We start from the raw sequence: 23993 nt of genomic DNA, 5'->3' as shown, positions 1-23993 counted from the left end.
CCCGGGTGGGCCCGGGGTTGACGCGTCCCGGCCCCCGTCGCCGCGCCGGCCGGCCGCAACCGGCCGAAAAGGCGCCCTCGGAGGGGTGACTGTGCGCCACTCCCCCCAAACTCGCGCCCGACCGGCGCACACCAGGACGCATTCGGCACGCGCCAGGACGCATTCGGCACGCGCCAAGGCCTGCTGGGGGCACGGGTGTTCAGCGGCCGAGGACCATCCACTGGGCCGGGAGGTCGATGCGGGCTCCGTCCGCGCGGTTCTCCGTCATCACCAGGTCGGTCTCGCCGTGTGCCAGCACCGTCAGGCCGAGGTCGCGGAAGAAGCGCGGGATGGCGGCGTCGTCCGCCTCGGCCGGGGTGAGGCCGTGCTGGAAGATGCTGGCCAGCTTCGGCGGCGGGCCGTCGGGGCCCTCGGCCGCGTGGGCCAGGACGTCCTTCGCCCGGGACAGCAGCTCGACCACGAAGGCGTGGCCGCGGTCGCCGATCAGCGTCGCGACGGCGGCGGCGACCGCCGGGCGGGCGTCCGGTTCGCTCTGGTGGATCACCGCGCGCAGGTAGACGTTGGCGTCGCCCAGCCGCTCGTGCAGGCGCCGGACGGCGTCCTGGTCGGTGGCGTCGAGCTGCTCGAAGCGGGCGATGTGCCCGGTGTCGGCACGCCGCGCGTGGTCGACGGCGGCCTCTGCGAGGTCGACACCGACGGCCTGGGTGAAGTGCCGGGCCAGATAGCGGGTCTGGGTGCCGGTGCCGCATCCCAGGTCGACGATGGGCAGTGCGGTGTCGGCGTGGGGGGCCAGCAGCGGCAGGTGGCGGGCCGCGCTCAGTTCGGGGGCGCAGTCGAAGATCGCGGCGCCCGGCGCGTCCGATGTGTCGCGCCAGTAGCTCTCCCACGCTTCCCGGTAGCGCTTCGACACGTCCATGGGGCCTCCCGCTCCGCCGATACGTTTGCTCCTGCCGTTGGTTATCTCCGGCGGGTCGCTGCGCCAAGCTACGCGATCAAACGTTTGCCCGGTCTTCATGTGCTCTCCGTCGCGGCCGGCCGCCGCCTCAGCGCATCAGTCACCGGCGGCCGCCGGACCGATGCCGTTGAGGCGCGCCATGAGGAGGGCCACGTCGTCCTTGCGCCCGCCCGCCGACGCGAGGGTGCGGATGATCGTGTCGCAGGCGTCGTCCATGGAGGCGGCCGGGTGGGCGGCGCTCTCGCACAGGGCCGCGAGCCCGTCCCCGATGTCCTGGCCGCGCACCTCCACCAGGCCGTCGGTGCACATGACCAGGCGGTCGCCGGGGGCCACTTCGCGGACGACCGTCTCGAACGGTATGCCGCCGACGCCGATCGGCACCCCGGTCGGCAGGTCGAACAGCTCGCTGCCGCCGTCCGCGGCACGCACCAGAACGGGCGGGAGGTGCCCGGCGTTGGCCAGGTGCAGGCGGGACGCGTACGGGTCGTAGACCGCGTACAGGCAGGTCGCCAGGTACTGTTCGCCGAGCCGCCGGGCGAGGTCGTCGAGGTGGCGGAGCAGCTGGGCGGGCGGCAGGTCCAGGGCGGCGAGGGTCTGCACCGCCGTACGGAGCTGCCCCATCGTGACGGCCGATTGCAGGCCGTGCCCCATCACGTCGCCCACCACCAGCGCCAGCCGGGAGCCGGGCAGTTCGACGGTGTCGAACCAGTCGCCGCCCACCCGGCCCAGCCGGGTGCCCGAGAGGTAGCGGGTGGCGATGTCGCAGCCGGGCGGGTGCGGGTCGACGCGCGGCAGCATCCGGTCCTGGAGGGTCTCGGCGATGTTCTCCTGGTAGGTGTACATCCGGGCGTTGTCCAGGACGAGTCCGGCGCGGGCGGCGAGTTCCGCGCCGGCCGCACGGTCCATGTCGGTGAACCGCGGGCGGCCGGGGCGGCGCAGCAGCACCATGAAGCCGAGCACCACCCGGCGCGCCTTGAGCGGCACGATGAGGATGGACCGGCCGTTGATCAGGGGGCGCAGGTCGCGCTTCTCGAACTGGGCGGAGATCCTGTCGCCCAGTTCGTCGCTGATGTGCGGGATCAGCACCGGCTCGCCGGTGACCATGCACTGGAAGAACGGGGTGTGTTCGGGGAAGGCGAGGGCCTCGCCGACCGGGACGGTGTCGTCCCAGCGGCCGGGCTCGTCGTCGTGTTCGACCCATACCCGGTGCCAGACGGTGGTGACGTCGGGCGGGCCGTCCGGGAAGGTGTCGCCGGCCAGGACCTGGGCGCGCAGGTGCGTACCGGCGAAGTCGGCGAAGCGGGGTACGGCCGCGCTGGTCACCTCGCGGATGGTGACTTCCAGGTCGAGCGAGGAGCCGATCCGTCCGGAGACCTCGTCGAGGAATTCCAGACGCTCCCGGACCGCCGCGTGCTCCAGGTCGGGCCCGGATCCCGGCCCGTCCGCGGCCGCGGACGCCGCGCCGCCCGGCCGGGTCCGCCGGGCGCGGCGCCGTACATGCTTCGGCACGCCCCAGTCCGCCGTGATCGGCACCCGGTCGTGGTGGCTGACCTCCAGTACGGGATAGCCCCACTCCAGGACCTGCGCGACGATCCGGGCGCTGCGCGCCGGGCCCATGCGGGGCAGGATGTCCGGCAACCGCCGCGCCAGTACGTCCGCTTCGGGTAGCGTGGCGTGCCGGGCGAAGCCGCACGCGATCCGGTCACCGGGCCGGGCCGTGGCGGCGGCGGAGGCCTCGGCGAGGAGCAGCAGGAGCCGGTCGGTTCCGGGGCCGGCCAGCGGATACGCCCACCACAGCAGATCGGCGGGCGCCGGGCCGGGGCGGGGCAGGCGGGCGCGGCCGGACCGCGGATACGTCACGTCGTTGACGGTGAGCCAGGAGTCAGGCTCGGACGCCGCGGTGGTGAGCCGCCCGAGGACCGGGGCGGTGCCGTTCCCGCCGGCCTCGTGGCCGAACACCGGCACCCGTCTCAGCAGCGGGCTGCCGATCGCCTCCTGCCGCTCCACTCCGAGCAGCCGTCCGGCGCCGCTGCTCCAGTGCGCCACCAGCCCGTCCCTGTCGGCGATGACCACGCCCAACGGCAGCCGCCCGCACATCCCGGCGCCGCCCGCGGACGCCGTGCTCCTGCCCATACGTGCCGAACTCCTCACCCGTGACGGGCGACAGCCGACGCCGCGCCGCCCGCGCACATCCCCGTGTCCACCCCACTCAACGGTAGGCCCCGGACACGGTCGGTGACGTCGTAATGCCCACATCACGTCAACATCCGTCGCACGACATGACGGGAGCCCCCCGAGTCGCGTACGCTCCGGCGGCTTCCCGGACGCGCCCGACAGCCACCGCCTCCTCGGCCGGGCTCCGGGCGGGCTCCGGGCGGGCTCCGGGCGGGCTCCGGGCGGGCTCCGGGCGGGCTCCGGGCGGGCTCGTCAATCCGTACCGGAAACCGTTCCGGCGCCCTTTCCGGACCGCGTGCGGCGGGCGTAGGCGCGGGCGGCGCGGGCGCGGTCGCCGCAGCGGGTGGAGCACCAGTGGCGGCGGCCCGTGCCGCAGCAGGTACCGGCCGCAGGGGGCGGAGCCGCAGGCGGTGAGCCGCTCGGCGTCGGGCGAGGTCGGCGGCGTCGGCGGCGAGGGCCGCCAGGGCGTGGTCGACGATCTGCGTGGTGGGGTGCGGGGTGGCGCGGTAGGGGCCGTTCTCGTCGTCCCACCGCAGCAGGGGGGCGGTGGGGACGCGGGTCATGGCGTCGTTGACCGCGGACAGGTCGGCGGGCAGGGCGGGCAGGCCCTCGACACGGGAGGCGAAGAGCGCCCGGAGGTGTTCGCGCAGGGAGCGCAGCTGCGCCGCGCACATGTCCCGCAGGCCGGCGTCGGCCGGGGCGAGGCCGCGTTCCGCGAGCCAGCGGTTCGCCGGCTCGGGGGTCCCGAGCTGGTCGATGCAGTGACCGCCGGGCAGGGCGATGGTGCTGTTGACGAGCGCGTCCTGAGGCAGGAGCCAACGGGTCTGAGGCTGTGCCGCGCGGGCCTCGGTCCACGGCCGGCTCGCCGCCCGATCCGCCCCGGCGGGGGACAGCCGGGGCAGGTCACCACGGTTCGGGCCCGGCCTTCCGCGGGCGCATGAGCCGCTTCGCGGCCGCGAGGTCCGGTACGACCTTGACCAGCTTCCACTGCACGCCGGTCCAGCGCAGCACCGCCCGGGGCAGCTCCGGGTCCAGGTGCTCGGCACGGGGCGGCCCCTCCCGCAGCGTGACGGCACGCATCCGGCCCGGCTGATACGTACGGGCCAGCAGCCGCCGTCCCCACCGGCGGCTGACCTCGTCGGACCAGTCAGCCATCGCCGTCCTCCCGACCGCCGTCGGGCTCATCGGGCTCCATGGTGGAAAAGGGGCTCATGGTGCCGGCTTCTTCCTCGGTGACCTCACCGTTGCTCTCGGCGTCCTTACGGGCCATGGCAGCAGTGTCCCGCACGAACTCCACGGTCTGCTACGGCCGCCAGCCGGGCCTGGTCCGAGTTCACCGTCGCCCGCGTGACGTGCTCGACGGCGAGGTGGCTGCCCGGCGCCGACGACGTCCTGGGGCGGCTGGTCCACGCCCGAGGCCCAGCGCACACGGCGAGGCATCGGAACGTACCCCGCCCTCGGCGAGGCATCGGCCCCCACCACCGGCCGGGCTGCCGGTGCTCGTTCCGGCTCACAGCGGCGACCGCGCCGCCTTCCGGAAGGGGCCCGGCAACAGCACCGGCAACGGAAGTGGGCCAAGAATGGAGGAACGCGCGCCCGGCACTCCCCGGAGCGGCGTGTTCCGGTTGGTGGTCGGCGGGTTGCGGCTGGTCAGCTACCGGACCGCTCGTCACACCGGCCACAGGCCATGGCCAACGCTGGGGGAATTTGCCAAGGGGCCCTCTCCCCTTCCGCCGGGACGGCAGTGAACGAACAACGCAGAGCAGGCGCGGGAGCACTCTGCGCACTGGCACGATTCTGTCCACCGCGGCCCGGCGGAGCCGACCGCCGTCGCGGCGTCTGGCGGGAGCCAGTCGACGTATGCCGTACACACCCGGCCGCGCGGTGCGCCGGTGGGGAATCAGGGAGTCGCTCATGTCTGTCCAGCAGTCCGTCGCCGCGTGCGGCACGGCCCGGTCCCGCTTCGGCTCGGGAGAGACCGCCGTCGTCATCGTGATCATCGCGCTGGCGGTGCTCATGACCCTGCGCGGTCTGCCACTGCCCGAGGTGACGGCCGTGCTCACCAGCGCCGGCCTGCTCGCGGTGACCGTGATCCGGATCGGGCAGGGTCGGGTGGTGCGCGGTGCTGCGCTGCGCAGTGCCGGCCGGGCCCTGTTGTCCTGCGGCCCGGCATGATGCCCGGCGATGGCGCGCCGACGGGGGCGCCCGATGGCGCCCATCCTGACGCCGAACCACGGGGCCGGACTGCTCGCGCAGGAGCTGCGCCGGGCCCGCGCCCGGCGCGACCTGTCGCGGCCGGAGCTCGCGCACAAGATCGGCCGGTCGCTCGCGACGGTCCAGCGGGCGGAAGCCGGCCGGATCAGGCCGCCGTGGCCGGTGATCCGGGACATCGCCTCGGTCTGCGGCCTGGATCTCGACACGGCGGAGGACCTGTGGCGCAAGGCCGGCCGACCGGGCAGGACACGCCGTACGGAAGCGCCGCTGCTGAGCCTGGTCCGTACTCCCGGGGACCTGGCGGCCGTTCTGCGGCGGGTCTGGGAGGACAACGGCGCCCCCTCGCTGCGGACCATGGAAGCGCGGGCGGAGCGGCTGGCCAGGACGTACGCGCCGCTCTCCCGGATGTCCGCCTGGCGCATCCGCGAACGCAAGCAGACGCTCTCCTCGCTCAACCAGCTCTACGCCTACCTGACCGCCTGCGACGTCGCGGAGGAGGACTTCCCGGCGTGGGCCCAGGCCTGGCGCCGGGCCGGTCACCACGAGGAACGGCCGCCGAGGCCTACGGCGCAGTCCGGTGGTCCGCGCCGCGCGACCTCCTTCGAAAGAGCGGCGGCGCTGATGCGGCAGGCCGGCCTCCTTCCCTGCGAACCTTTTCCCGGGCGCCACGTCCCCTGGGCCGCCCGGTGCCGGTCCTGCGGGAAGCTCAGCCGGTTCAAGTTCTCCCAGGTGCTGGAAGGAACCGTCTGCCCGGTCTGCCACCACCCCCACGCGGTGATGGACGCGGGACCGGAAGAGGGCTGATGGACGGAACGGGCTCAGGGCCCGCTGGTGCTGCGGCGGATGCGGCGGCTGCGGCAGGACGACTGGTTCGGCCTGTACGCCATCGGATCCGAGCCACGCTTCTCCCGGACCTCCCGGACCTCCCGGACCTCCCGGACCTCCCGGACCTCCCGGACCTCCCGGACCTCCCGGACCTCCCGGGCCTCCCGGGCCTCCCGGCGGACGGACGCCGGGTACCGACGAAGGAGCTGCCGATGAGGAGAGGGGGTGCGGGACACCTGGACACGAGCAACCCCGATACAAGCCACCCGGATACCAGCCATCCGGACACAAGCCACCCAGGCACAGTCCGCCCTGGTCAGACCGTAAGCCCTGCCGCAGCCTCATAGGGCAAGCACGTGAACAAGCACGTGAAGCCCCCTGAAAGGCACGGCATGAACTCCAACCCGAGCGCATACGGTGGCGAGACCGCGGACACCACCACCCCCGGCAAGGTCGTCCTGATCACCGGTGCGAGCAGCGGCATAGGCGAGGCGACCGCGTGCCGACTGGCCGCCGACGGCCATCGCGTCTTCCTCGGCGCACGTCGCACCGAGCGGCTGGCGGCACTGGCCGAGCGGCTCACCGCCGAAGGGCACGCGGCGGCGTACCGGCGGCTGGACGTCACCGACGCCGCGGACGTACGGGCCTTCGTGGACGCCGCGCGTGCCGCCTACGGGCGGGTGGACGTGCTCGTGAACAACGCCGGTGTGATGCCGCTGTCGCCGCTGGAGGCGCTGCGGACCGCGGAGTGGGACCGGATGCTCGATGTGAACGTGCGCGGTGTGCTGCACGGGATCGCCGCCGCGCTGCCCGTGATGCGGGCGCAGGGCGGCGGGCACTTCGTGAACATCGCGTCGGTCGGCGCGTACGAGGTGTCGCCCACCGCGGCGGTCTACTGCGCCACGAAGTTCGCGGTGCGCGCGCTCTCCGAGGGGCTGCGGCAGGAGTCCGGCGGCGACCTTCGCGTCACCGTCGTCTCCCCCGGCGTCACCGAGTCCGAACTCGCCGACGGCATCGGCGATCCGCTGGCCCGGCAGGCGATGCGGGACTACCGCGCGGTGGCCATGCCGGCCACCGCGGTCGCCTCCGCCATCGCCTTCGCGGTCGCGCAGCCGGCGGACGTCGACGTGAACGAACTCGTCGTACGGCCGACCGCGAGCGCCCAGTAATGCCCCGGGCGCCCGGTCAGGACAGCTCAGGTCAGGACAGCTCAGGTCAGGACAGGCCAGGAGGCCAGGTCAGGAGGCCAGGGAGCGGAGCCAGCCGGTCAGGATGCGGTTCACCTCGTCGGGCCGTTCCTGCTGGACCCAGTGTCCGCAGCCCTTGAGCAGGTGGGCGGCCGACAGCCCTGGGAGGGTGGTGGGAAAGGCTTCGATGGCGTCGGCCATCCATGTGGTGGAGGAGTCGTGTTCGCCGCCGATGAAGAGGGAGGGCTGCGTGATGGGGGCGCCGTCCCAGGGGGCGAGGTCCTCCCAGTCCCGGTCGACGTTGCGGTAGCGGTTGAGGCCGCCGGTGAGGCCCGTACGCTCGAACTCCTCGGCCAGCTCGTCGAGTTCCGCCTCGGAGAGCCAGGCCGGGCGGGCATCGCGGACGAACCGGTCGGACATTTTCCCGCCGGGCGGCACGAAGAAGCAGCTGGGGCTGCCTTCGGGGGCCATGGTGTCGGCGGACAGGCTGGCGTAGAAGCCGGCCAGCCAGCCGCGGACATCCGGCTCGATCTCCGCCTCCGCCCGGCCGGGCCGCTGGAAGTAGCCGACGTAGAACTCCTCGTCGCCGCCGGCCATCCCGAAGGCGTCCGTCGGCCGGACGCCGTTGCGGGGTGCGTACGGCACGCCCAGCAGTCCGACGGCGGTGAAGACATCGGGCCGCAGCAGCGCGGTGTCGGCGGCGATGGTGGCACCCCAGTCGTGGCCGACGACGGTCGCGGTGTCCTCGCCCAGGGCGTGGACGACCGCGACGTTGTCGGCGACGTGCGCCGTCATCCGGTACGCGGCGACCTCGGCCGGCTTCGAGGAGCGCCCGTAACCGCGGACGTCCAGGGCGACGGCACGGAAGCCCGCGGCGGCCAGCGCCGGCAGCTGGTGCCGCCAGGAGCGCCAGGTCTCGGGGAAGCCGTGGAGCAGCAGTACCAGCGGGCCGGTGCCCTGTTCGACCAGGTGGACGCGTCCGCCGGGGACGTCCACCAGCCGGTGTTGCGCCTGGTGCCCCTCGTGGGGCGGGGTGGCCGTGTCGGTGGGCTGGGACATGGCGGTCTCCTCGTTCCGTTGTCCGGCGCCGTGCGGTACCCGTACGGTGCGTCGCCGTTGTGATCATCCGAGGGGACCCGCACCGCGTCCAAGGGTCTTTGCCGGTCCGGCAAACCGGCCGGTGGAGGAGCCGCCGGGGACGGGGCGCCGCGCGCGGTGCGCGGCGCCCCGTCCGTACGGGTCCCGGCCGGGAGCCAGGCCGTACCGTACGGGCCCCGGCCGGGGAGGCAGGCCCTGCCGTACGGTCAGCGGCCGGCGCCGACCGCCTCCGTTTCCGCCTCCGCTGCCGCTGCCTCTCCCGCTTCCGCTGCCGCTCCCTGTTGCGGCTCCCCCTCCGCCAGGGACCGCAGCGCCTCCGGAAGGGCCGCCGCGTGTATCACCCCCAGCCGCTGGGTGGCCCGGGTGAGCGCCACATACAGGTCGCTCGTGCCGAACTCCGCCGGTTCGACCACGACCACGGTGTCGAATTCCAGGCCCTTGGCCTGCCGCGGGTCGAGCAGCACGACCGGGCGGGTCAGGTCGAGGTCCGGGCCGGTGGAGGCCTCCGGCACGGCCGCGGACAGCGCGGCGTACAGGGCGGCGTGGTACGTCCCCGGGGCGATGACCGCGAGCCGGCCCTCCGCCGCACCGCCGGCCGTCTCCCGTACGACCGCGTCGGCGACCGCCCGCGGCAGGTCGTCGGCGGTGATGCCGAGCGCCCAGGGGCGTACGCCGGTCGAGCGGATCGAGCTGGGCGGTTCGAAGGAGGGGTTCTCGGAGCGGGGAACCGCCGCCGCGATCTCCATGATCTCGCTCGGGGTGCGGTAGTTGACACCCAGCCGGACGTGCTCCCAGCGGTCCTCCACGTACGGCGCGAGGATCGATTCCCACGCGCCGCAGCCGCCCGGCTCCGCGGTCTGCGCCGGGTCGCCGACCAGCGTCATCGAGCGGGTCGGGCAGCGGCGCATCAGCAGCCGCCAGGTCATCGGGGACAGCTCCTGCGCCTCGTCCACGATGATGTGCCCGAACGCCCAGGTGCGGTCGGCCGCCGCCCGTTCGGCGGCGCTGCGGTGGTCGGCCTCCTCCTGCCGGTCGGCGAGCCGGTCCGCGTCGATCAGGTCGTGCGCGGCCAGCACTTCGGAGTCCTCGTCGTCCTTGTCCTCGAACTCCTGGGTGCGGGAGCCGTACGAGAGGTCGAGCACGCCCTGCGCGTACTTGATGCGCTCCTGACGCTCCGACTCCTCGGCGGCGCGCGCGGCCGTGTCGTCCTCGCCGAGGAGTTCGGCGGCCTCGTCCAGCAGCGGCACGTCCGCGGGCGTCCACTCTTCCTCCGCGGGCCAGGGCCCGTGGTGGCGGGGCGTACGGCGGATGGCGTCCGCGTCGGCGTCCGGCAGGTGCACCGGGTCGGCGAGGAAATCCGCGACCAGTTGCTGCGGCGTGAGCGAGGGCCACAGCTCCTGGATGGCGGCGTGCACCTCGGGGTCGGCGGCCACCGCCTTGCCGATCTGGGCGATGTCGTCCGGGCCGAGCAGGTTCGGGCCGCCGTACGGGTCGGCGCCGATCCGGTCGGCCAGCTGCGCGGTGAGGGCGTCGATGACGTGGAACGCGAAGTACGGGCGGGCCAGGTTGTGCGGCAGCCGGGTGGCGCGCGCGTGCTCCCGGGCCGCCGCGGCGATGTCCGCGTCCAGCACCAGCTCGCCGTCCTCGTGGTCGATGACAAGGGCCGGATCGGGCAGCGCCTGCCGGTCGCGTACGTACGCCGCCAGCGCGTCGGCCATCGCCGCGCCGCCCTTGACCTCGGCGGCCCGCGCGGTGTCGGTGCCGGTCGCGATCACGCCGGGGAACAGTTCGGCGGGCGTGGCGAGCAGCACGCCCGTCTCGCCGAGCGAGGGCAGCACCTCGTCGATGTAGCCGAGGAAGGCCGGGTTGGGACCGACGATCAGCACGGCCCGGCGGGCCAGCAGCTCGCGGTGCTCGTAGAGCAGGTACGCGGCGCGGTGCAGGGCGACGGCGGTCTTGCCGGTGCCCGGGCCGCCCTCCACGACCAGTACGCCGCGGTGCGGGGCGCGGATGATCCGGTCCTGCTCGGCCTGGATGGTCTGCACGATGTCGTGCATCCGGCCGGTACGGGCGGCGTCCAGCGCGGCCAGGAGCACGGCGTCCGCGTCGGCGGCCTCGTGGCCGGTGCGTTCGGCGTCGGTGAGGTCCAGGATCTCGTCGTGCAGGGCGGTGACCTTCCGCCCCGACGTGGTGATGTGGCGCCGGCGGCGCAGACCCATGGGGGTGTGGCCGGTGGCGAGGTAGAACGGGCGGGCGACCTCCGCCCGCCAGTCGATGACCAGCGGCGTACGGTCCGCGTCGTCACGGCGGATGCCGATGCGGCCGATGTGGTGGTCGGCGCCGTCCTGGAACGCCAGCCGCCCGAAGCACAGGCCGTTCTCCCCCGCGTCGAGGGCGGCCAGCAGCCCGGACTGCTCGGCCACCGTCACATCGCGCTCCAGCCGCGCCTGGAAGTTGTTCCCCTCCAGCGGCAGCGCCCGCTCGACGGCGGATTCGGTTCCGGCCCGCAGTTCGGCGAGGCGCTCGTAGAGCAGATCGGTGAATTCCTGCTCCTGCCGCAATTCCTCGTTTGACAATTCAGCTCCGCTCGGATACCGTGTTCTCTAGTGGCCAACCATGTATGACGAAAATCTCAGACATGGAAACGCCCAATATACCCAGAGAAACACCCCGGCCGTCAATGCGGACCGGGGCGTTTTTATGTTTCCGTACGGTGCCGCGAGCGGCGGGCGGGGACGGTGACACCGGTGCGGACGGTGGGCCGCGTCGGGGCGGTGAGTGGCCTCCGGACGCCGGGACGCGTCAGGCCGGTGAGCCACGTCCGAGCGGTGGGACGGGTCCGAGCGGTGGGACGAGTGCGAACGGTGGGACGAGTCCCGTCAGCTTGGGACGAGCCCGGTCAGCTGACGAATTCCACGCTCTCGAAACGACTGTGGGAAACCCGTTCATGCGCATAGATCTTGGCGTTCGCCGTGCCGGGACAACCGGGCCTGCTGAACAGCAGCACCACCTTGTCGGTGCGGTTGGCGGCGCGGCCCTCGCCGCGGATATCGATGCAGCGGTCGGCCTGTGGATTTTCCAGCGCCTCCGGAAGCGGGGCGAGGGAGTAGGAGAAATAGCCGCCGGCGGAGCCGTGGCCGACGAAGCGAGCGCTGCTGAAGACGGCGTTCCTGTGCCTCTGCCCCTGCCGGAGGACGCGGTCCAGGCCGGAGCAGTTCGCACCGCGGAAGAGCTCGGCCTCGTAACGGGTCTGGTTCTCGGCGGGGCCGTCGCCGTCCATCGTGTAGCAGGTGCCGACGCGGGGCGCTTGCAGCGCCTCCTCGACGGGCGGGGGCGTGTAGGTGAACAGCCCCCGAGTGGCCGACGCGGTGCCGGGCTGCAGGGCCAGGACCACGGCGGCCGCCATGCTCACGGCGAGGGAGGAACGGTTCACTGCGGGGCCTCTCTGAACGGGAAACGTACGGGGGCAACGGACGGGGGCGGTGGGCCCGGAGGCCCACCGCCGCAGGGTCAGCTCGGGAATTCCACGCTTTCGAAGGTGATGTCGAAGGCGTGCTGCTTCGGCCTGATCCGCTCCGCGCTGCCGACACAGCCGGCGCGCCGGAAGACCAGGGCGGTCTTGTTGGTCTGGTTCACGGCATGCCCGTCACCGGCACGGTTGTAGCAGCGGTCGACGGAGGGGTTGTCGAGGGTCTCCTGCTCACCGCCCGCGGTGGTGTACAGGAAGACGCCTTCGGCGGAGGCGTAGGAGCTGCCCGCCAGGCCCACGGTCAGGGCGACGGCAGTGCCGACGGAAGCCAGGGCCATCGTGATGCGCTTCATCAGTTCTCCTCGGTGGGGGAAACGACCGCACGGCGAGAGCGCGTGCGGGGTACGGGGACGGCGGACGGTCCTCCGGTGGCCACCGGGAAGAACCGCCATGCCGGCACCGCCGCCCGCCCTCGGAGCCCCCGGACGCGAACGGCGGCCGACCGGGCCGGCGACCCCGCCGCGGACCGGTGCCGCACTCGACGCATCATGTGAACTCCCCGGGCAAGAGCGGCTGATGGGGGCATCGTGCCCATTCACGACAAGGGTGATCGTTTCCTCATCCCCAAAGATCGGAGCAACAGGGGCACTTCTGTAAAGCCGCCCACTACCCACGCCCCGCGTGCGCGCCAGCGCCTGGCTCAATAACCCGCACGGATACGGCTGTTGGCGGCCTCATGGCGCGGCAGGAGGGGCGCATGCGAGGGTGGCAATGGCACGGAGGGCGGCGCGACACCAGGCGCGAGCGCCGACGGCGGCGAGGCACGGGCGGACTGGCGCCACCTATGCCTTTCACCCGGCCAACTGGCCTCAATGAGCGCCCAGTTACCGGCTCCCGCTACCCATCCACATCTCAACCCCGGACGCCGCGCTGGGCGATGCGGCAGCAGCGGACGCGCGCTCACCAACGAGGCCCGCCCCCAGATTGCGCGGGCCGGGCTTCGCCGCCGTACACAACCGGCAGTTTCTCGCAGTTGCCGGCACCTGCCGGTAGAAGCTCGCGGAGGCCTGCCGTGCCGATTTCCCACTCACCCCGCTCAACCGTTCTGATCCACCTCCTGGAAGGCGGCAGGATCGCCGAAACCGGCACCTTCACCGAGCCGGTAGGCCCGGCCACGGCACCGGGCGGCAGGTTCCTGGCTGTGTACGAGATCCAGCGGGCCCAGTTCGCCACAGGCGACGAGCACGCCGTACCGCTGCAGGAGGGCTCAACGGCTGCATGAGGTAATGGCCGATACGTACGGTCAGCCTGGGCAATGGTCGCGGACTTCACCGGCACGGAACGGCCGTGGTAACACTTTCCGGGCTTCGGCGTGACCTTGCCGTACTTGCCCGTGTAGTTCTTCAGACGAGGGGCCTCGGATGCTTCATCCGGCACACCCGGGACATCCGGCACATCCACGCGCCGACGCGCAGCGTCCGCCGACTTCCGCACGAACTACCTTGCGCTTTCCTCGCTACGGGAACTCACAATTCCGCATCGCTCCTTGCCGTGTCGGCTCAGCCGCCCTCTTCCTGCAGCGGCACCCGCTGCTGCGGCGGTACTGGTGCTGTAGACGGTTGCCCGACATCGGGGTCCGGGATGCCGGGCAACCTGACCGGCTGCGGGGGTACGGCAGCCAGCTTCTTCCAACCTAGAGAGCATGGGCAGAGCCGGAATCGGCTTGCTGGACGAGTGGCCGACGTGGCGCCGGCCGGATACGCGCCGCAGAGATGGGGCGTACGGTGCGTGGAGGTAGAGGTAACGGCGTGCATTCATCCGGCCGGAAGTCCGGCCGGGTCTTGGCGGGCAGTGCCCCGGACCTGATGGTCCGGGCCCGGACCGTGGCCCAGGGGTTCTTGCCCCTGGCCCACACGCTCGCACAGTGAACTCAGCAGCCCCGCACGCCCTGGTCGGGGGATCAAACGCGGCCGCCCGTGTGCCCGCCGGCGCCGCCACTTGCGGTGGCACGAGGTATCTCGGCGAGCGCACCCGTGACATCGCAGCCGGTTCCGCAAGCCGAACGGTCCAGGTTCACCCGAACGAGGAGATGGTGGCCGTGTGAATCGTTTGCGCGGTGCACCGTCGAGGCTGACGCCTTAGGGTCGATGCGGGCAGCTGCCCCTGTCTCAGCCCGCGGTCATATGAGATTGCTGGCGGCACGGCTTTCGGGAGGCCGCAATGTCCCACCCATCGGAAGACCTTGCCCCCTGCCGTGCGGTGCACACCTATCGGCTGGGGCGGGCCATCGTGGTCGAGCTTCGCGGGGAGATCGATATGTGGACCGCTCCCACCGTCCGCAGCCACCTGCGGTACCTCACGCAGCCCCGGGGGGCTGTCCTCGTGGTCGATCTGCGCCCCGTGACATTCTTCGACTGCTCAGGGCTGGAGGCCCTGTTGGACGCCCACCACTGGACGGTGCTGGGCCGAGGCCGGCTGAAGGTGGTGTGCGACGACACGCGCATCCTCCACCTGCTGAACACCACGCGCACCCATGCGCTCTTCCACCCCACCGCCACGCTGGCCGAAGCCCTGCCCGGGTAGACCCCAGCCGTATCCCTCACCAGGGTCAATCTGCCGGCCCGTGCGGCCCGTTGGGCCTCAACGGGGCGTGTGCAGTGCCATGCCGGCGCCCTTGTTGTGCGCCGTCGCGACGGCGAAGGATGGAAGTGCTGTCGGGCGACGGGAGGTCCACCGCGCTGGATTGCCCGCCGTCCGGCAGAGTACGGCCCGCCGCGAGAGGCAGGCCAGGCGGTGCGCAGCGCCTTCTTGGTCCCGTGAATGCGGGTTCTTGCTGGTCAGAAGCTCCCTGCCTCGGACACTCGGCCTGCTCGCCCGCTGGGTTCGCCACCCCGCCGAACGTGCCCACCCTCGCCGGACCGAAGTTCAGCAGCATCGCGGCGTCCCGCTCCAGCCCCGCTCCAGCCAGGATGCGTACCCGGTGTGCCCACCCGCCGCCACCGCCTACCAGTAGGCCGACAGATTCCGCCGGCCCCAGCACGAAGCGAATACGCCTGCCAGCACGCCGTCTACAAACCGCACTGTCCCGCCTCCGCCAGGGAGTGCCGCACCTTCGAGCCGGTGTGGGCGAGGCGCACCTCTCGCTCCCCGCCGTCGGTGACCCGGCAATACCGCGAGGCGCCTCTCAGCGCTGTGCCGACGGCGCTAGGCTGACAGGTGCACCGTAAGGCCGCCGGGCGGGTCGGCACCGGCCACTGCGGCGGTCGGGGCGGGTCAGGCGGAGAGCAGGTGGAATACAGCGGTCCCGTCCGCGGGCATTCGCGGTCCCCTGTGGCCGGACTTTCGCTCCCACCGCCAGGCGCGCGCCCTGTCCCCGCGTTTCACGCCGCGGATGCGGGAGCCTGCCGATCGGTGGCGTTCATGCCCGCGACCCGACGGGAGGTGCGCATCGCCGAAGCGGTGCGCGATCTGGTTCACCGCGCCGCGGACTGCGATCCGCTGGAGCTGCTGCGCGAATCTACCGGCCATACGACGGCCCTGCTGCCGGTGGCCGGAGCCGGCGTCACCGTTCTCGACGCCCCGGGGCGGGTGGAGTACGCCACCGCCTTCGACGAACGCCATCGCCACGTGGAGGACGACCAGACCGACCTCGACGAGGTCCCCTGCGAGGCTGCCACCCGCGACGGCACTGCCGTGCCCACCGCGGTTCGGACCGGCCCGGCGGCAATGCGCCGGCCGCGTTCTGCCCGTCGCGCCCACCGGGTCGGCACCACCGCCGTGGCCGCGGTGCCGCTGCGCTCCCCCGTCCCGACCGTCTGCGCCCTGAACCTGATGGGCGAGCAGCACACCGTACCCCTGCCGGACGGATCGGACCTGCGCATCGCCCTGGCCCTGGCACGATGCCGCCGCGCCCTGTTTCGGCCACCGGTACGACCCGCACGATCAGGCCGTCCTGATCGAGCAGCCGACCGCCGCCCTGGACAGGCGCCTGGTGATCGGACAGGCCAAGGGCCTGCGGTCCGAACCGAACGCCTGCGCATCAGCCTGGACGACGCGTTTCACCGGCTGCGCGCACACGCCCGTGCCCGTCGGCGCCAACTCACCGCCCCGGCCACCGACGTCGCCCACGGCACGGTCCCCGACGACGTGTCCCGCTCGCGGCAGCCCGGCCTCATCCGGCACCCGGCGGCGCCCCGGCCCGCCGCCACCCCGCCGTGCCCACGACAGAAGGTGGACCATGCCCCATGCCGAGATCGACACCCTCTTCGACCGGCTGCGCCACGCCGTGCGCACCGGCCGGGGCCTTGACGTCCTGTCCCCTGGGGCCATCGCGCGCCTGCTCGGCCACGACGCACTGACCTTGTGCCTGGCCACTCCCCGAGGCCATCTCGAACTCGTCTGGAGCGACGATGCGGCCGGCCTGCTCGGCCCGACTCTGGACGACCTGCAGTACACCCTCGGTGAAGGCCCCACCCTGGACGCGGCCCGTACCGGCCGCACCCTCACCGAACCCGACCTGGCCCGTACCCCCATCGACCGCTGGCCGCAGTTCCTGCCCGCCGCCGCCGACACCCCTGCCCGCGCCGTCGTGGCCGTCCCGCTGCACCTGGGCGTTGTCCCGGCCGGCGTCCTGACCGTCTACCGCACCCGCCCCGGACCACCGACCGCCCAGCAGCAACAAGCCACCGAACGCTTCGCCCGCATCGCCCTGACCCTGCTTCTGCGCGCCTCCCCCGCCCGTCTGCTCACCGGCGAACACGGCACCGGAATCGCCCTGCACCGCGCCGAGGTCCACCAGGCCGCCGGCGTCCTCGCCGTCCAGCTCCACCTCCCCGTCGACCAGGCCCTCCTACGCTTACGCGCCCACGCCTACACCCACGATCTGGCCCTGCTCGACGTCGCCCGCGACATCCTCGCCCACCGCCTCTACCTCCACAACGGCACGGCATGACCCACCGCCGGGCGCTCCAGCTCCGTCTCACCGGTACCGCACAACCTCGGCACACGCGACGCTTACCGCCAGTGTGAGCCGTGATCGATCGGCTGTTCTGCTGTGTGCCGTCGCGGACCGGTGCGTCGGACGGGAGCAGCCGCTCGACGAGCGCGAGAAGGCCGCCGGGCTTCGCGAGCGCCGCGCCGACGAGCGGGTACGGCCGGCGGATCAGCGTGATGAGGCCGCCGACCGGCGAGCGGGAGCGTCTCGCGGACGCCCGCGAAGACGCCGCTGACCTGAGAGAACGCCGGGCCGACGAGCGGGAGCGGGCCACTGACCGGCTCCGAACCGCTCTCGACGCCCAGGAGGAATTGGCAGGCCGGCGCTCTCGCGTCGCAGGGCAGGCCGTGACCGGTTGCGGGAAGTCGTCCTCCGCAGCCCTGTGTCGGGCGCGCGAGGCTGTCGCGGAAGGTCAGGCAGGACCGGCTGAACCGTCATGCGGCGAGGCCAAGGCGCACACGGACGCGCGAGACGCGCGAGCGGCATGCCGTCGATCGCGAAGTGGCCACCTCGACCCGTCACAGCGCGGTGATGACGATGCGCCCGCCCGCAGCGCCAGGACGCCCCGGATACACACCGACAACCCCGCAGGCGGGCGGCAACTCTCAGCAGGTGCGCTCGTCCATGGCCGGGAAGAGACCGGGCAGGGGCAGCCCTGTCGTGGCAGGTTGCCTCCATCACTCCCTGGGGCCAGGCGTGTTCGCCGCCGATGGGTGGCGGTGACCGGGCGCGAGGACGGCACCCCCGCCCGCTGTCGCGCCTCACAGCCAGGGCGGCGTGCGGTGCCACGGCGGCCGAAGGGGTGCCTACCTGATGCACTGGGCGTAGGGGATCTCATACCTCTGCGGCGGGTAGTACTGACGCGGCCGGGTATGCCGATGGCACGGTAGCCGTGTTGGACCGCCGCACTGTGTGATCTTTGGCCGAGGCGTCCAGCTCCGCATAGGGGAAGGCCCTGGTCTCTTTGCTCCGTTCCGCCCAGTACCACCTGCTGCATCTGCCCGACGGATCGCGGGAAACCGTGAGCCGCCTCGCCTGCGTCCTCCGGCGCCGTGCCAACGCGCCCACCGTGATCCTCGATGTGTCGACAGTGGAGCGGATGACCTTCGATGCCCTGGCCGTACTGGTCCGCGAGGCGATGCGGCTGCGCTCGGCCGGAGGCGAACTGCTGCTCACCGAACCGGGCGCGGCCCTTCGCAAGATGATCGACCGCACGGGGACCGGCCCGCTGCTCACCCTCCGCACCGACATCGCCGCCGCTGTCCGTTCACTGGCCGAGGACAGCCGCACCTGGTGCCGGGTGGACCTGTCGGCTGCTCCGAGCACCCTCTTCACCGGGTCGCCACTGCAGTAGCGTTTCCGCACCAGCAGTGATTATCGGGTGAACATTGTGCGACGGCACGTGCCCGGAGCCACCGGCTTTCGTTGCTCCCACCACCACAGGTGCCCTGGAAAAGGCGGAGCTGATGGAACATGGCGCGGCGATCCGCGGGCCCGCGGCCGTGCTTCTCCGGCGTGCCGGGCGTCCATCCCGTGTGAGCCTGGCATCAAAGTCATTACGGTGTGCCATCGCCGTGTCGGCCCCAAGCTCCGGGGCCGCGCCGCAAAGCATCGCTCGGCACTGTCGCCCAGCGGTCTTCGGTCATCCAGGGGCGCCGCGCCCACGGCAGGCGGCGGTGTCCCTCTTGCTGAGGAAAGCCGTATGAACGCACACGTCGGCGTGCCTTCGCGCCTTGGCCACCTCGACCGGCGACGGCTCAGTGCCCCCGCCGTCCGGCCTGGGGAGCGACCGGCCGCAGTGCGGCTGAAGGGAGAGGTCACGCTCCCCACCATGGCCCTGCACGGCTGCGCACCAGATCACCACCGCACCCGCCGGGAAGACGGCGTGGTGGTCAGCGAGGAGTGCGTGCGGTGCGGCTACCGGATCTCCTACGAGCCCGCCGGCCGCGACCGCTCTTCTCGCCCCGGCCGGGCGTCAGAACCGGGCCGGGGCCGCCAGGCACGCTGACGGTGCGCCATACGCCGACTGCCCGCCTGGCGGTAGACCGCGGAGGCGCCCCCGCCAGGACGGGAGGGAATCGCGACGGTCTGGGTGAGGGCGCCTGCCAGGGTGGGTCAGGGGCTGTGGCGGGTGCGCACGACCTCTCGCGCCGTATCGTGGAGCTTCGCCCGCCGGTAGCGTGCGTGCCGGCGCAGCTGGTCGAACGCCTCGTCGACGGAGACCTGCCGCATCGCGGAGATCACGCCCTTCGCCTGCTCGATGACCACCCGGCTGGCCAGCGCGTGCCGCAACTGGTCGGTCAAGCGTTGCAGTTCGTCGAGCGCGGTGGAATGCGCCAGGTAGGCGGTGGCTATGTCGTTCAGCAACCGGACCGCGGACAGATCGCAGGACGGCCAGGGACGGGCGGCCGTGTCATAGAGGTCGACGGTACCCAGTACCCGGCCGTCACCGCACAGCGGCACACTGGCGAGGGCCACCACGCCGAACCGGCGGGCCACTTCCTCGTACGCGGCCCAGCGCCCGGGAGCCCGAGTCAGGTCCACCACCGCCACCGGACGCGCGGTCCGTAGCGCCTCGGCGCACGGACTGCTGGTCAGGCGCTCCTGTGCGTGACCGAGCGCGGTGGACGCCTCGTCCAGGGCGCCGACGAGCTGTGGGCGGTCGTCGAGGTACAGGGACACGCCCGCACTGCGCATTCCCAGGCTGCTGGCGCCGCACCGGGCCAGTTCGTGCACCACCTGGCCGACCGGGGGAAGCGCGGCCAGCGTGGTGGCGAACCGTGATGTTTCCGCGAACAGCACATCCTTGTCGGCCATCGGCCGGACGCCCCTTTCCTTGCACTACACGCGGTGTACTGCCCCTACGGTAGGAGCGGCGGAGCGGGGCGTTGAACCCGTGGATGGGCCGTTCGCACCCCCCAGGTGGGCCGAGTTCGGGTCCGCGGGTCTCAGGCGTCCGGGCATCCGCCCGTGGCGGGGGGCAGCAGCCCTTCCCGTATCGCCGTGACGACCGTTTCGAGCTGGCTGTGCGCGTTCAGCTTGTGCATGACGCTCTTGATGTGGCCGCGGGCCGTGTGCGGACTGATGACCAGGCGTTCGGCGATGGCCTTGGGGCCCAGCCCCTGCCCGAGCAGCCGCAGCACCTCCAGTTCCCGCGCGGTGCAGCGGCCCCGGTTCTGCTGCCGGGGAGCCGGACGCGCCGGGCGCCCGGTGCCCGGCGGGAGCGGTTCGTCCCCGGGCACCGCGGCCAGCGCCGCCAGCGTGCCGCCCGCGACCAGCAACGGCCCGGTGGCCGGGGCTCGGATCGCGGCGAGGATGTCCGGGAGAGCGCTGTCCTTCGTCAGGAAGCCCGCGGCGCCGGCCGCCGCCGCGGCGGCGAGCAGCCGGGGGCGCGGGTCCCCGGTCAGGATCAGCACGCGCAGGGCCGGGGCGGCCGTCTTGAGCAGCGAGGTCCCCGAGATGCCGTCGGTGCCGGGCAGGTGGACGTCCATCAGGACGACGTCGGTACCCGTCCGTGCCAGGGGCAGCGCCCGCTCGACCGTCTCCACCGTTCCCACGCACTCCAGATCGGGCTGGGCGCCGATGGCCAGCGCCAGCGCCTCGGCCAGCGTCCGCTGGTCCTCGACCACGAGCACCCTGGTCATCGTTGGCCCCTGCCGTGTCTGCGCCGGTCTCCGCCGCCGCATGGGAACGGACACCTCCGAGCCTAGGCCCGGCAAGCGCTTCGGCGCTCCTGTCGGAACGAACGCGGCCTCCGCTCTGGCGACCGGTTCTCGGGCGGAGGACAGTGGAAGGCAGGGACGGGCGACGCACGGGGATCGCGTGGGGAGGTATGCCCTCAAGTGACCACGTACTCCTTCGTTCTCTACATCGCGGGGCAGACCCAGCGTTCTCACGAGGCGCTGGAGAACCTGCGGTCGCTGTGCGAGGCCCGCCTACGGGGTTACTACGAACTGACCGTTGTCGATGCCGTCGAACGGCCCGAGCTGGCGGAGCGGTGGCGCATCCTCGCCACGCCCACCGTGGTCCGATTGCGCCCCGCGCCCCAGCGGAGAGTGGTCGGAGACCTGTCGGACCAACACCGCGCCGCACTCGCTCTGGGACTGCCCAACGTGGACGAGTTTGGAGGCGCGTGACCATGGCCGCCGGTGACGACACGCTTGCGCGAGTGCCCACCAGCATCAACGGCTTCGACCGAGTGGCGCTGGGCGGCCTGCCCCAAGGCCGGTGCACCTTGGTGACGGGTACGGCGGGCAGCGGGAAGACGCTGTTCGCCGTGGAGTTCCTGGCCCGGGGCCGACAGCGGTTCGGTGACCCGGGGGTGTTCGTCACCTTCGAGGAACCGCCCGCCGAAATCCGGCGGAACGCCGCCTCGCTGGGCTTCGACATCGCGGCCTGGGAAGCCGAGGGCACCTGGGCGTTCGTTGACGCGTCCGCCGACATCACCGAGGAGGGGCCGACGGTCGGCACGTACGACTTCGGTGCGCTGGTGGCACGGATCAGCCACGCGGTGCACAGGACCGGGGCCACCCGGGTGTCCCTGGACTCCCTGGGCGCGATCTTCACCCGGTTCCCGGACAAAGCGGTCGTCCGGCACGAACTCTTCCGCATCGCCACCACGCTGGAGGGGCTCGGAGTGACCTGCGTCCTGACTGCCGAGCGGACGGACGAGTACGGCAGCATCTCGCGCTACGACGTCGAGGAGTTCGTGCTGAACAACGTCATCGTCCTGCGGAACGGGCTGTACCAGGAACGCCGCCGCCGGACCGTGGAGATCGTCAAACTCCGGGGGGCGCCGCACCGCACCGGGGAGTGGCTGTTCACCATCGATCCGCAGGACGGCATCGTCGTCATCCCCCTCGCGTTCCTGCCCCTCGACAAGGGGTCGGTGCGCCACGACCGGGTTTCCTCCGGGGTCCCGGCCCTGGACGAGATGTGCGGCGGGGGCTTCTTCCGGGACGCGGTGGTCCTGCTCTCCGGCCCCACCGGTGTCGGGAAGACGCTGACCGCGCTGAGCTTCATGGTCGCGGGCGTCGACGCGGGCGAACGCTGTCTGCTCTACACCTTCGACGAGACCGAGGAGCAACTGCGGCGCTCCATCGCGGGCTGGGGCGTGAACCTGGCCCACATGGATGCCTCAGGTCTGCTGACCGTGGTGTCCGAATACCCGGAGACCTCATCCCTGGAGGACCACTTCATCCGTATCCGCCGGGCGGTCGAGGAGTTCGCGCCGCAGCGGCTGGTCATCGACACGCTGTCCGCGCTGGAGCGCATCGCCACCTCGCGGGCGCTGCTCGACTTCGTCATCGCCCTGGGCGCGGTACTGCGCCCCCGGGGCGTCACCACGCTCCTGACGGCGTTGCCCGGTCCGTCGTACGCGGGGTCCGGCGGTCCGTCGATCGCCGACCAGATCGCCAGCCTGACGGACGGCGCCATCCTGCTGCGCTACGTCGAGTCGCCGGGGCACGTCGGGCGCGCCATCACCGTGCTCCAGGCCCGCGGCTCGGCTCACGACCACCGCGTCCGCGCGGTCACCATCGACCACACCGGTCTGCATGTGGGCGCTCCCTTGAAGGGGGTGTCCAACATCCTGGCCGGCTACGGCAGTCCGCTGCTGGACACCAGGCCGTGGCCCGCCGGTACGGCCGAGGGCACAGCGCAACCGGAGCCACATGAATGACGCCGTCACCCCGGGTTCCCACTGCCCGTCACCCGGGGAGCGGAAGCCGGACGGGCCGGACCACGAGGACATCGTGCGGGCGGTCCTGGCGGCGTCGGCGGACGGCATCGTGGCGATCGACGCGCAGGGGGTCATCCGCTACTGCAACCCGGCCGCGACCGAGTTGTTCGGCCGCACGGTCGACGACCTGACCGGCAGTGACCTCGGCTCCCCGCTCGCCGTCGGCGAGGCCACCATCGATCTGGTGCTGCCCACCGGCGGCAGCCGCGTCGTGGACATGCGCGTCACCACCACGGTGTTCGAGGGCGAGCGGCTGCACGTCGTCGCGCTGCGGGACATCACCCGGCGGCGACAGGCGGAGCGCGAACTGGAGGAAGCGCTGGAGCGGCGCAATGTCGTCGTCGCCGTCGCGGCCCACCAACTGCACAACCCGCTGGCCACCATCGGTCTCCTGGTCGATGTGCTGCGTGACCGCCGCGCAGCGGCCGACGCGGAACGGCGCACCGAGATCCTCGCCCGGATCGCCGAGCGCGTCACCCACCTCCAAGGGCTCGTCCGCAAACTCCTCACCGCCTCCCGGATCGATGCCCACGAGGCGGGCGGCACCCCTGAGCGCATCCCCGTCCTGGGCTTCCTCATCGAGCGGCTGGCCGACCTCGGCGAACGGGCGCAATCCGTCCGGCTGTACGACGGTCGCGGATTGCGGGCGTACGTCGATCGGATCGCCTTCTCGGAAATGCTCACGAACTACCTGGAGAACGCCTTGTCCTACGGCCGCCCGCCGATCGAGGTGCGGGCCGAGGAGTGGACCGAGGAGAGCGGCGGCCGCTGGGTGGACATCACGGTGCGCGATCACGGTCCGGGCGTGGCCTCCGACTTCGTTCCGCGTCTGTTCGAACGGTTCAGCCGCGACCCCGCCCATGCGCCGGGCACGGACGGGGCCGGGCTGGGACTGTGGATCGTCCGCAACCTGGCCCGCACCAACGGAGGCGACGCATGGTACGAACCGCAGCCGGACGGCGCGTGTTTCCGCCTGCGGCTGCCGGGGGTGAGGGGTGGAGAACCGTGAGGACCTTTGTGCGGTGCGGTCGTCATCCTGGGCCGTGGCCGCATACCTCCGTGCTGCGGCCAAGGACACTGCGCCTCTTTCGCGCAGACGCGCCGCAGCCTGTGGAGCCCAGTTCGGCATCTGGAGCCGGTGCATGACCCACTTCCCTTCCCGCCAAGTCCCGACGAGTTCGGCGTTGCGCAGGACCGTGGCGTGCCGGCTGGCGCCGGACAGACTGACAGACGCGCCCAGGCGCTACGCAACCTGACCGGGAGTGCCTGCGTTACCGGCGACCTGGCTCGCCGCATGGTCACTGGCGACGTCGGAACACACGTGCCGCCAGTATGTG

General features: G+C 72.4%; 21 protein-coding genes and 1 pseudogene. 11 read left to right on the top strand and 11 right to left on the bottom strand.

The annotated features are described in order from the left end of the window. Nucleotides 1-199: 199 nt before the first annotated feature. The 5 genes and pseudogenes from CP973_RS19485 to CP973_RS41420 all read right to left on the bottom strand — a co-directional run bounded on the left by CP973_RS19485 (nt 200) and on the right by CP973_RS41420 (nt 4400). Entirely contained in the window at nt 200-916 is a 717-nt protein-coding gene (locus tag CP973_RS19485; RefSeq protein ID WP_150242442.1) for a class I SAM-dependent methyltransferase, read from the bottom strand. Between the two features lie 135 nt (nt 917-1051). Then, nucleotides 1052-3088 (bottom strand): SpoIIE family protein phosphatase, encoded by a 2037-nt coding sequence (locus CP973_RS19480; protein WP_150242440.1) that lies wholly within the window; start codon nt 3086-3088, stop codon nt 1052-1054. 294 nt (nt 3089-3382) lie between these two features. Next, nucleotides 3383-3942: pseudogene (locus CP973_RS19475) on the bottom strand (ABATE domain-containing protein). A gap of 91 nt (nt 3943-4033) precedes the next feature. Further along, entirely contained in the window at nt 4034-4285 is a 252-nt protein-coding gene (locus CP973_RS19470; protein WP_150242438.1) for a DUF6087 family protein, read from the bottom strand. Next, nucleotides 4278-4400: a hypothetical protein gene (locus tag CP973_RS41420; protein WP_280119008.1), complete on the bottom strand. Its 123-nt coding sequence runs from the start codon at nt 4398-4400 to the stop codon at nt 4278-4280. Before CP973_RS41420 ends, CP973_RS19470 begins: the two co-directional genes overlap by 8 nt. A gap of 644 nt (nt 4401-5044) precedes the next feature. Between CP973_RS41420 and CP973_RS19465 the strand changes: the two genes are divergently transcribed. From CP973_RS19465 to CP973_RS19455, 3 genes are all read left to right on the top strand, one after another. After that, a complete protein-coding gene (locus CP973_RS19465; protein WP_150242436.1) occupies nt 5045-5305 on the top strand; it encodes a hypothetical protein in 261 nt (86 codons plus the stop codon). A 33-nt stretch (nt 5306-5338) separates the two neighbouring features. Further along, nucleotides 5339-6148, top strand: coding sequence for a helix-turn-helix domain-containing protein (locus CP973_RS19460; RefSeq protein ID WP_150242434.1), 810 nt, complete (start codon nt 5339-5341; stop codon nt 6146-6148). Nucleotides 6149-6561: 413 nt separating this feature from the next. Beyond that, nucleotides 6562-7338 carry an SDR family oxidoreductase gene (locus tag CP973_RS19455; protein WP_150243772.1) on the top strand — a complete coding sequence of 259 codons (777 nt, stop codon included), beginning with the start codon at nt 6562-6564 and terminating at the stop codon, nt 7336-7338. A gap of 69 nt (nt 7339-7407) precedes the next feature. Here the strand turns inward: CP973_RS19455 and CP973_RS19450 are convergent, their stop codons facing one another. The 4 genes from CP973_RS19450 to CP973_RS19435 all read right to left on the bottom strand — a co-directional run bounded on the left by CP973_RS19450 (nt 7408) and on the right by CP973_RS19435 (nt 12276). Continuing rightward, nucleotides 7408-8415, bottom strand: coding sequence for an alpha/beta fold hydrolase (locus CP973_RS19450; protein WP_150242432.1), 1008 nt, complete (start codon nt 8413-8415; stop codon nt 7408-7410). 245 nt (nt 8416-8660) lie between these two features. After that, nucleotides 8661-11030: a HelD family protein gene (locus CP973_RS19445; RefSeq protein WP_244409608.1), complete on the bottom strand. Its 2370-nt coding sequence runs from the start codon at nt 11028-11030 to the stop codon at nt 8661-8663. Between the two features lie 323 nt (nt 11031-11353). After that, on the bottom strand, nt 11354-11887 hold the full coding sequence (locus CP973_RS19440; RefSeq protein WP_150242430.1) for a hypothetical protein: 534 nt from the start codon (nt 11885-11887) through the stop codon (nt 11354-11356). A gap of 77 nt (nt 11888-11964) precedes the next feature. Continuing rightward, nucleotides 11965-12276 carry a hypothetical protein gene (locus CP973_RS19435; RefSeq protein WP_150242428.1) on the bottom strand — a complete coding sequence of 104 codons (312 nt, stop codon included), beginning with the start codon at nt 12274-12276 and terminating at the stop codon, nt 11965-11967. 719 nt (nt 12277-12995) lie between these two features. Between CP973_RS19435 and CP973_RS19430 the strand changes: the two genes are divergently transcribed. The 5 genes from CP973_RS19430 to CP973_RS19410 all read left to right on the top strand — a co-directional run bounded on the left by CP973_RS19430 (nt 12996) and on the right by CP973_RS19410 (nt 18270). After that, the gene (locus tag CP973_RS19430; RefSeq protein ID WP_150242426.1) at nt 12996-13205 is read left to right on the top strand and encodes a hypothetical protein; all 210 of its coding nucleotides are present in this window, start codon (nt 12996-12998) and stop codon (nt 13203-13205) included. A 938-nt stretch (nt 13206-14143) separates the two neighbouring features. Then, a complete protein-coding gene (locus tag CP973_RS19425; RefSeq protein ID WP_150242424.1) occupies nt 14144-14506 on the top strand; it encodes an STAS domain-containing protein in 363 nt (120 codons plus the stop codon). A gap of 837 nt (nt 14507-15343) precedes the next feature. Next, nucleotides 15344-16231, top strand: a complete 888-nt coding sequence (locus CP973_RS19420) for a transcription antitermination regulator (RefSeq protein WP_150242422.1) — start codon at nt 15344-15346, stop codon at nt 16229-16231. Further along, the gene (locus CP973_RS19415; protein WP_150242420.1) at nt 16161-16874 is read left to right on the top strand and encodes a GAF and ANTAR domain-containing protein; all 714 of its coding nucleotides are present in this window, start codon (nt 16161-16163) and stop codon (nt 16872-16874) included. Before CP973_RS19420 ends, CP973_RS19415 begins: the two co-directional genes overlap by 71 nt. Before the next feature lie 1063 nt (nt 16875-17937). Beyond that, on the top strand, nt 17938-18270 hold the full coding sequence (locus CP973_RS19410) for an STAS domain-containing protein (RefSeq protein WP_150242419.1): 333 nt from the start codon (nt 17938-17940) through the stop codon (nt 18268-18270). Nucleotides 18271-19031: 761 nt separating this feature from the next. Here the strand turns inward: CP973_RS19410 and CP973_RS40895 are convergent. Together CP973_RS40895 and CP973_RS19400 are read right to left on the bottom strand one after the other, a co-directional pair. Next, nucleotides 19032-19733, bottom strand: a complete 702-nt coding sequence (locus tag CP973_RS40895) for a GAF and ANTAR domain-containing protein (RefSeq protein WP_150242417.1) — start codon at nt 19731-19733, stop codon at nt 19032-19034. Nucleotides 19734-19864: 131 nt separating this feature from the next. Further along, a complete protein-coding gene (locus CP973_RS19400) occupies nt 19865-20560 on the bottom strand; it encodes a response regulator transcription factor (RefSeq protein WP_167538376.1) in 696 nt (231 codons plus the stop codon). A 198-nt stretch (nt 20561-20758) separates the two neighbouring features. On the opposite strand from CP973_RS19400, the gene CP973_RS19395 reads away from it, so the two are divergent. Genes CP973_RS19395 through CP973_RS19385 form a run of 3 tightly spaced genes read left to right on the top strand, consistent with a single transcriptional unit; the run spans nt 20759 to nt 23665 of the window. Further along, a complete protein-coding gene (locus tag CP973_RS19395; protein ID WP_150242413.1) occupies nt 20759-21052 on the top strand; it encodes a circadian clock KaiB family protein in 294 nt (97 codons plus the stop codon). 2 nt (nt 21053-21054) lie between these two features. Continuing rightward, the gene (gene kaiC / locus CP973_RS19390) at nt 21055-22596 is read left to right on the top strand and encodes a circadian clock protein KaiC (RefSeq protein ID WP_150242411.1); all 1542 of its coding nucleotides are present in this window, start codon (nt 21055-21057) and stop codon (nt 22594-22596) included. Next, nucleotides 22589-23665, top strand: coding sequence for a sensor histidine kinase (locus tag CP973_RS19385; protein ID WP_150242409.1), 1077 nt, complete (start codon nt 22589-22591; stop codon nt 23663-23665). The genes kaiC and CP973_RS19385 overlap by 8 nt, the downstream gene beginning before the upstream one ends. Nucleotides 23666-23993: the final 328 nt, after the last annotated feature.

Origin of the sequence: Streptomyces albofaciens JCM 4342 (genome assembly GCF_008634025.1) — a bacterium.
In the GTDB taxonomy this organism is placed as follows: domain Bacteria; phylum Actinomycetota; class Actinomycetes; order Streptomycetales; family Streptomycetaceae; genus Streptomyces; species Streptomyces albofaciens.
The sequence above is the reverse complement of the archived record's forward strand: the minus strand, read 5'-3'. Positions and strand labels throughout refer to the sequence as shown.

Excerpts from the sequence above, each read along its gene's own strand:
- CP973_RS19435 (WP_150242428.1), bottom strand. The coding sequence starts at position 12,276 with ATGAAGCGCATCACGATGGCCCTGGCTTCCGTCGGCACTGCCGTCGCC.
- CP973_RS19400 (WP_167538376.1), bottom strand. The coding sequence starts at position 20,560 with ATGACCAGGGTGCTCGTGGTCGAGGACCAGCGGACGCTGGCCGAGGCG.
- CP973_RS19420 (WP_150242422.1), top strand. The coding sequence starts at position 15,344 with ATGCCCGCGACCCGACGGGAGGTGCGCATCGCCGAAGCGGTGCGCGAT.
- CP973_RS19480 (WP_150242440.1), bottom strand. The coding sequence starts at position 3,088 with ATGGGCAGGAGCACGGCGTCCGCGGGCGGCGCCGGGATGTGCGGGCGG.
- CP973_RS19385 (WP_150242409.1), top strand. The coding sequence starts at position 22,589 with ATGAATGACGCCGTCACCCCGGGTTCCCACTGCCCGTCACCCGGGGAG.
- kaiC (WP_150242411.1), top strand. The coding sequence starts at position 21,055 with ATGGCCGCCGGTGACGACACGCTTGCGCGAGTGCCCACCAGCATCAAC.
- CP973_RS19415 (WP_150242420.1), top strand. The coding sequence starts at position 16,161 with ATGCCCCATGCCGAGATCGACACCCTCTTCGACCGGCTGCGCCACGCC.
- CP973_RS19465 (WP_150242436.1), top strand. The coding sequence starts at position 5,045 with ATGTCTGTCCAGCAGTCCGTCGCCGCGTGCGGCACGGCCCGGTCCCGC.
- CP973_RS19425 (WP_150242424.1), top strand. The coding sequence starts at position 14,144 with ATGTCCCACCCATCGGAAGACCTTGCCCCCTGCCGTGCGGTGCACACC.
- CP973_RS19450 (WP_150242432.1), bottom strand. The coding sequence starts at position 8,415 with ATGTCCCAGCCCACCGACACGGCCACCCCGCCCCACGAGGGGCACCAG.
- CP973_RS19470 (WP_150242438.1), bottom strand. The coding sequence starts at position 4,285 with ATGGCTGACTGGTCCGACGAGGTCAGCCGCCGGTGGGGACGGCGGCTG.
- CP973_RS41420 (WP_280119008.1), bottom strand. The coding sequence starts at position 4,400 with ATGGCCCGTAAGGACGCCGAGAGCAACGGTGAGGTCACCGAGGAAGAA.
- CP973_RS19460 (WP_150242434.1), top strand. The coding sequence starts at position 5,339 with ATGGCGCCCATCCTGACGCCGAACCACGGGGCCGGACTGCTCGCGCAG.
- CP973_RS40895 (WP_150242417.1), bottom strand. The coding sequence starts at position 19,733 with ATGGCCGACAAGGATGTGCTGTTCGCGGAAACATCACGGTTCGCCACC.
- CP973_RS19455 (WP_150243772.1), top strand. The coding sequence starts at position 6,562 with ATGAACTCCAACCCGAGCGCATACGGTGGCGAGACCGCGGACACCACC.
- CP973_RS19485 (WP_150242442.1), bottom strand. The coding sequence starts at position 916 with ATGGACGTGTCGAAGCGCTACCGGGAAGCGTGGGAGAGCTACTGGCGC.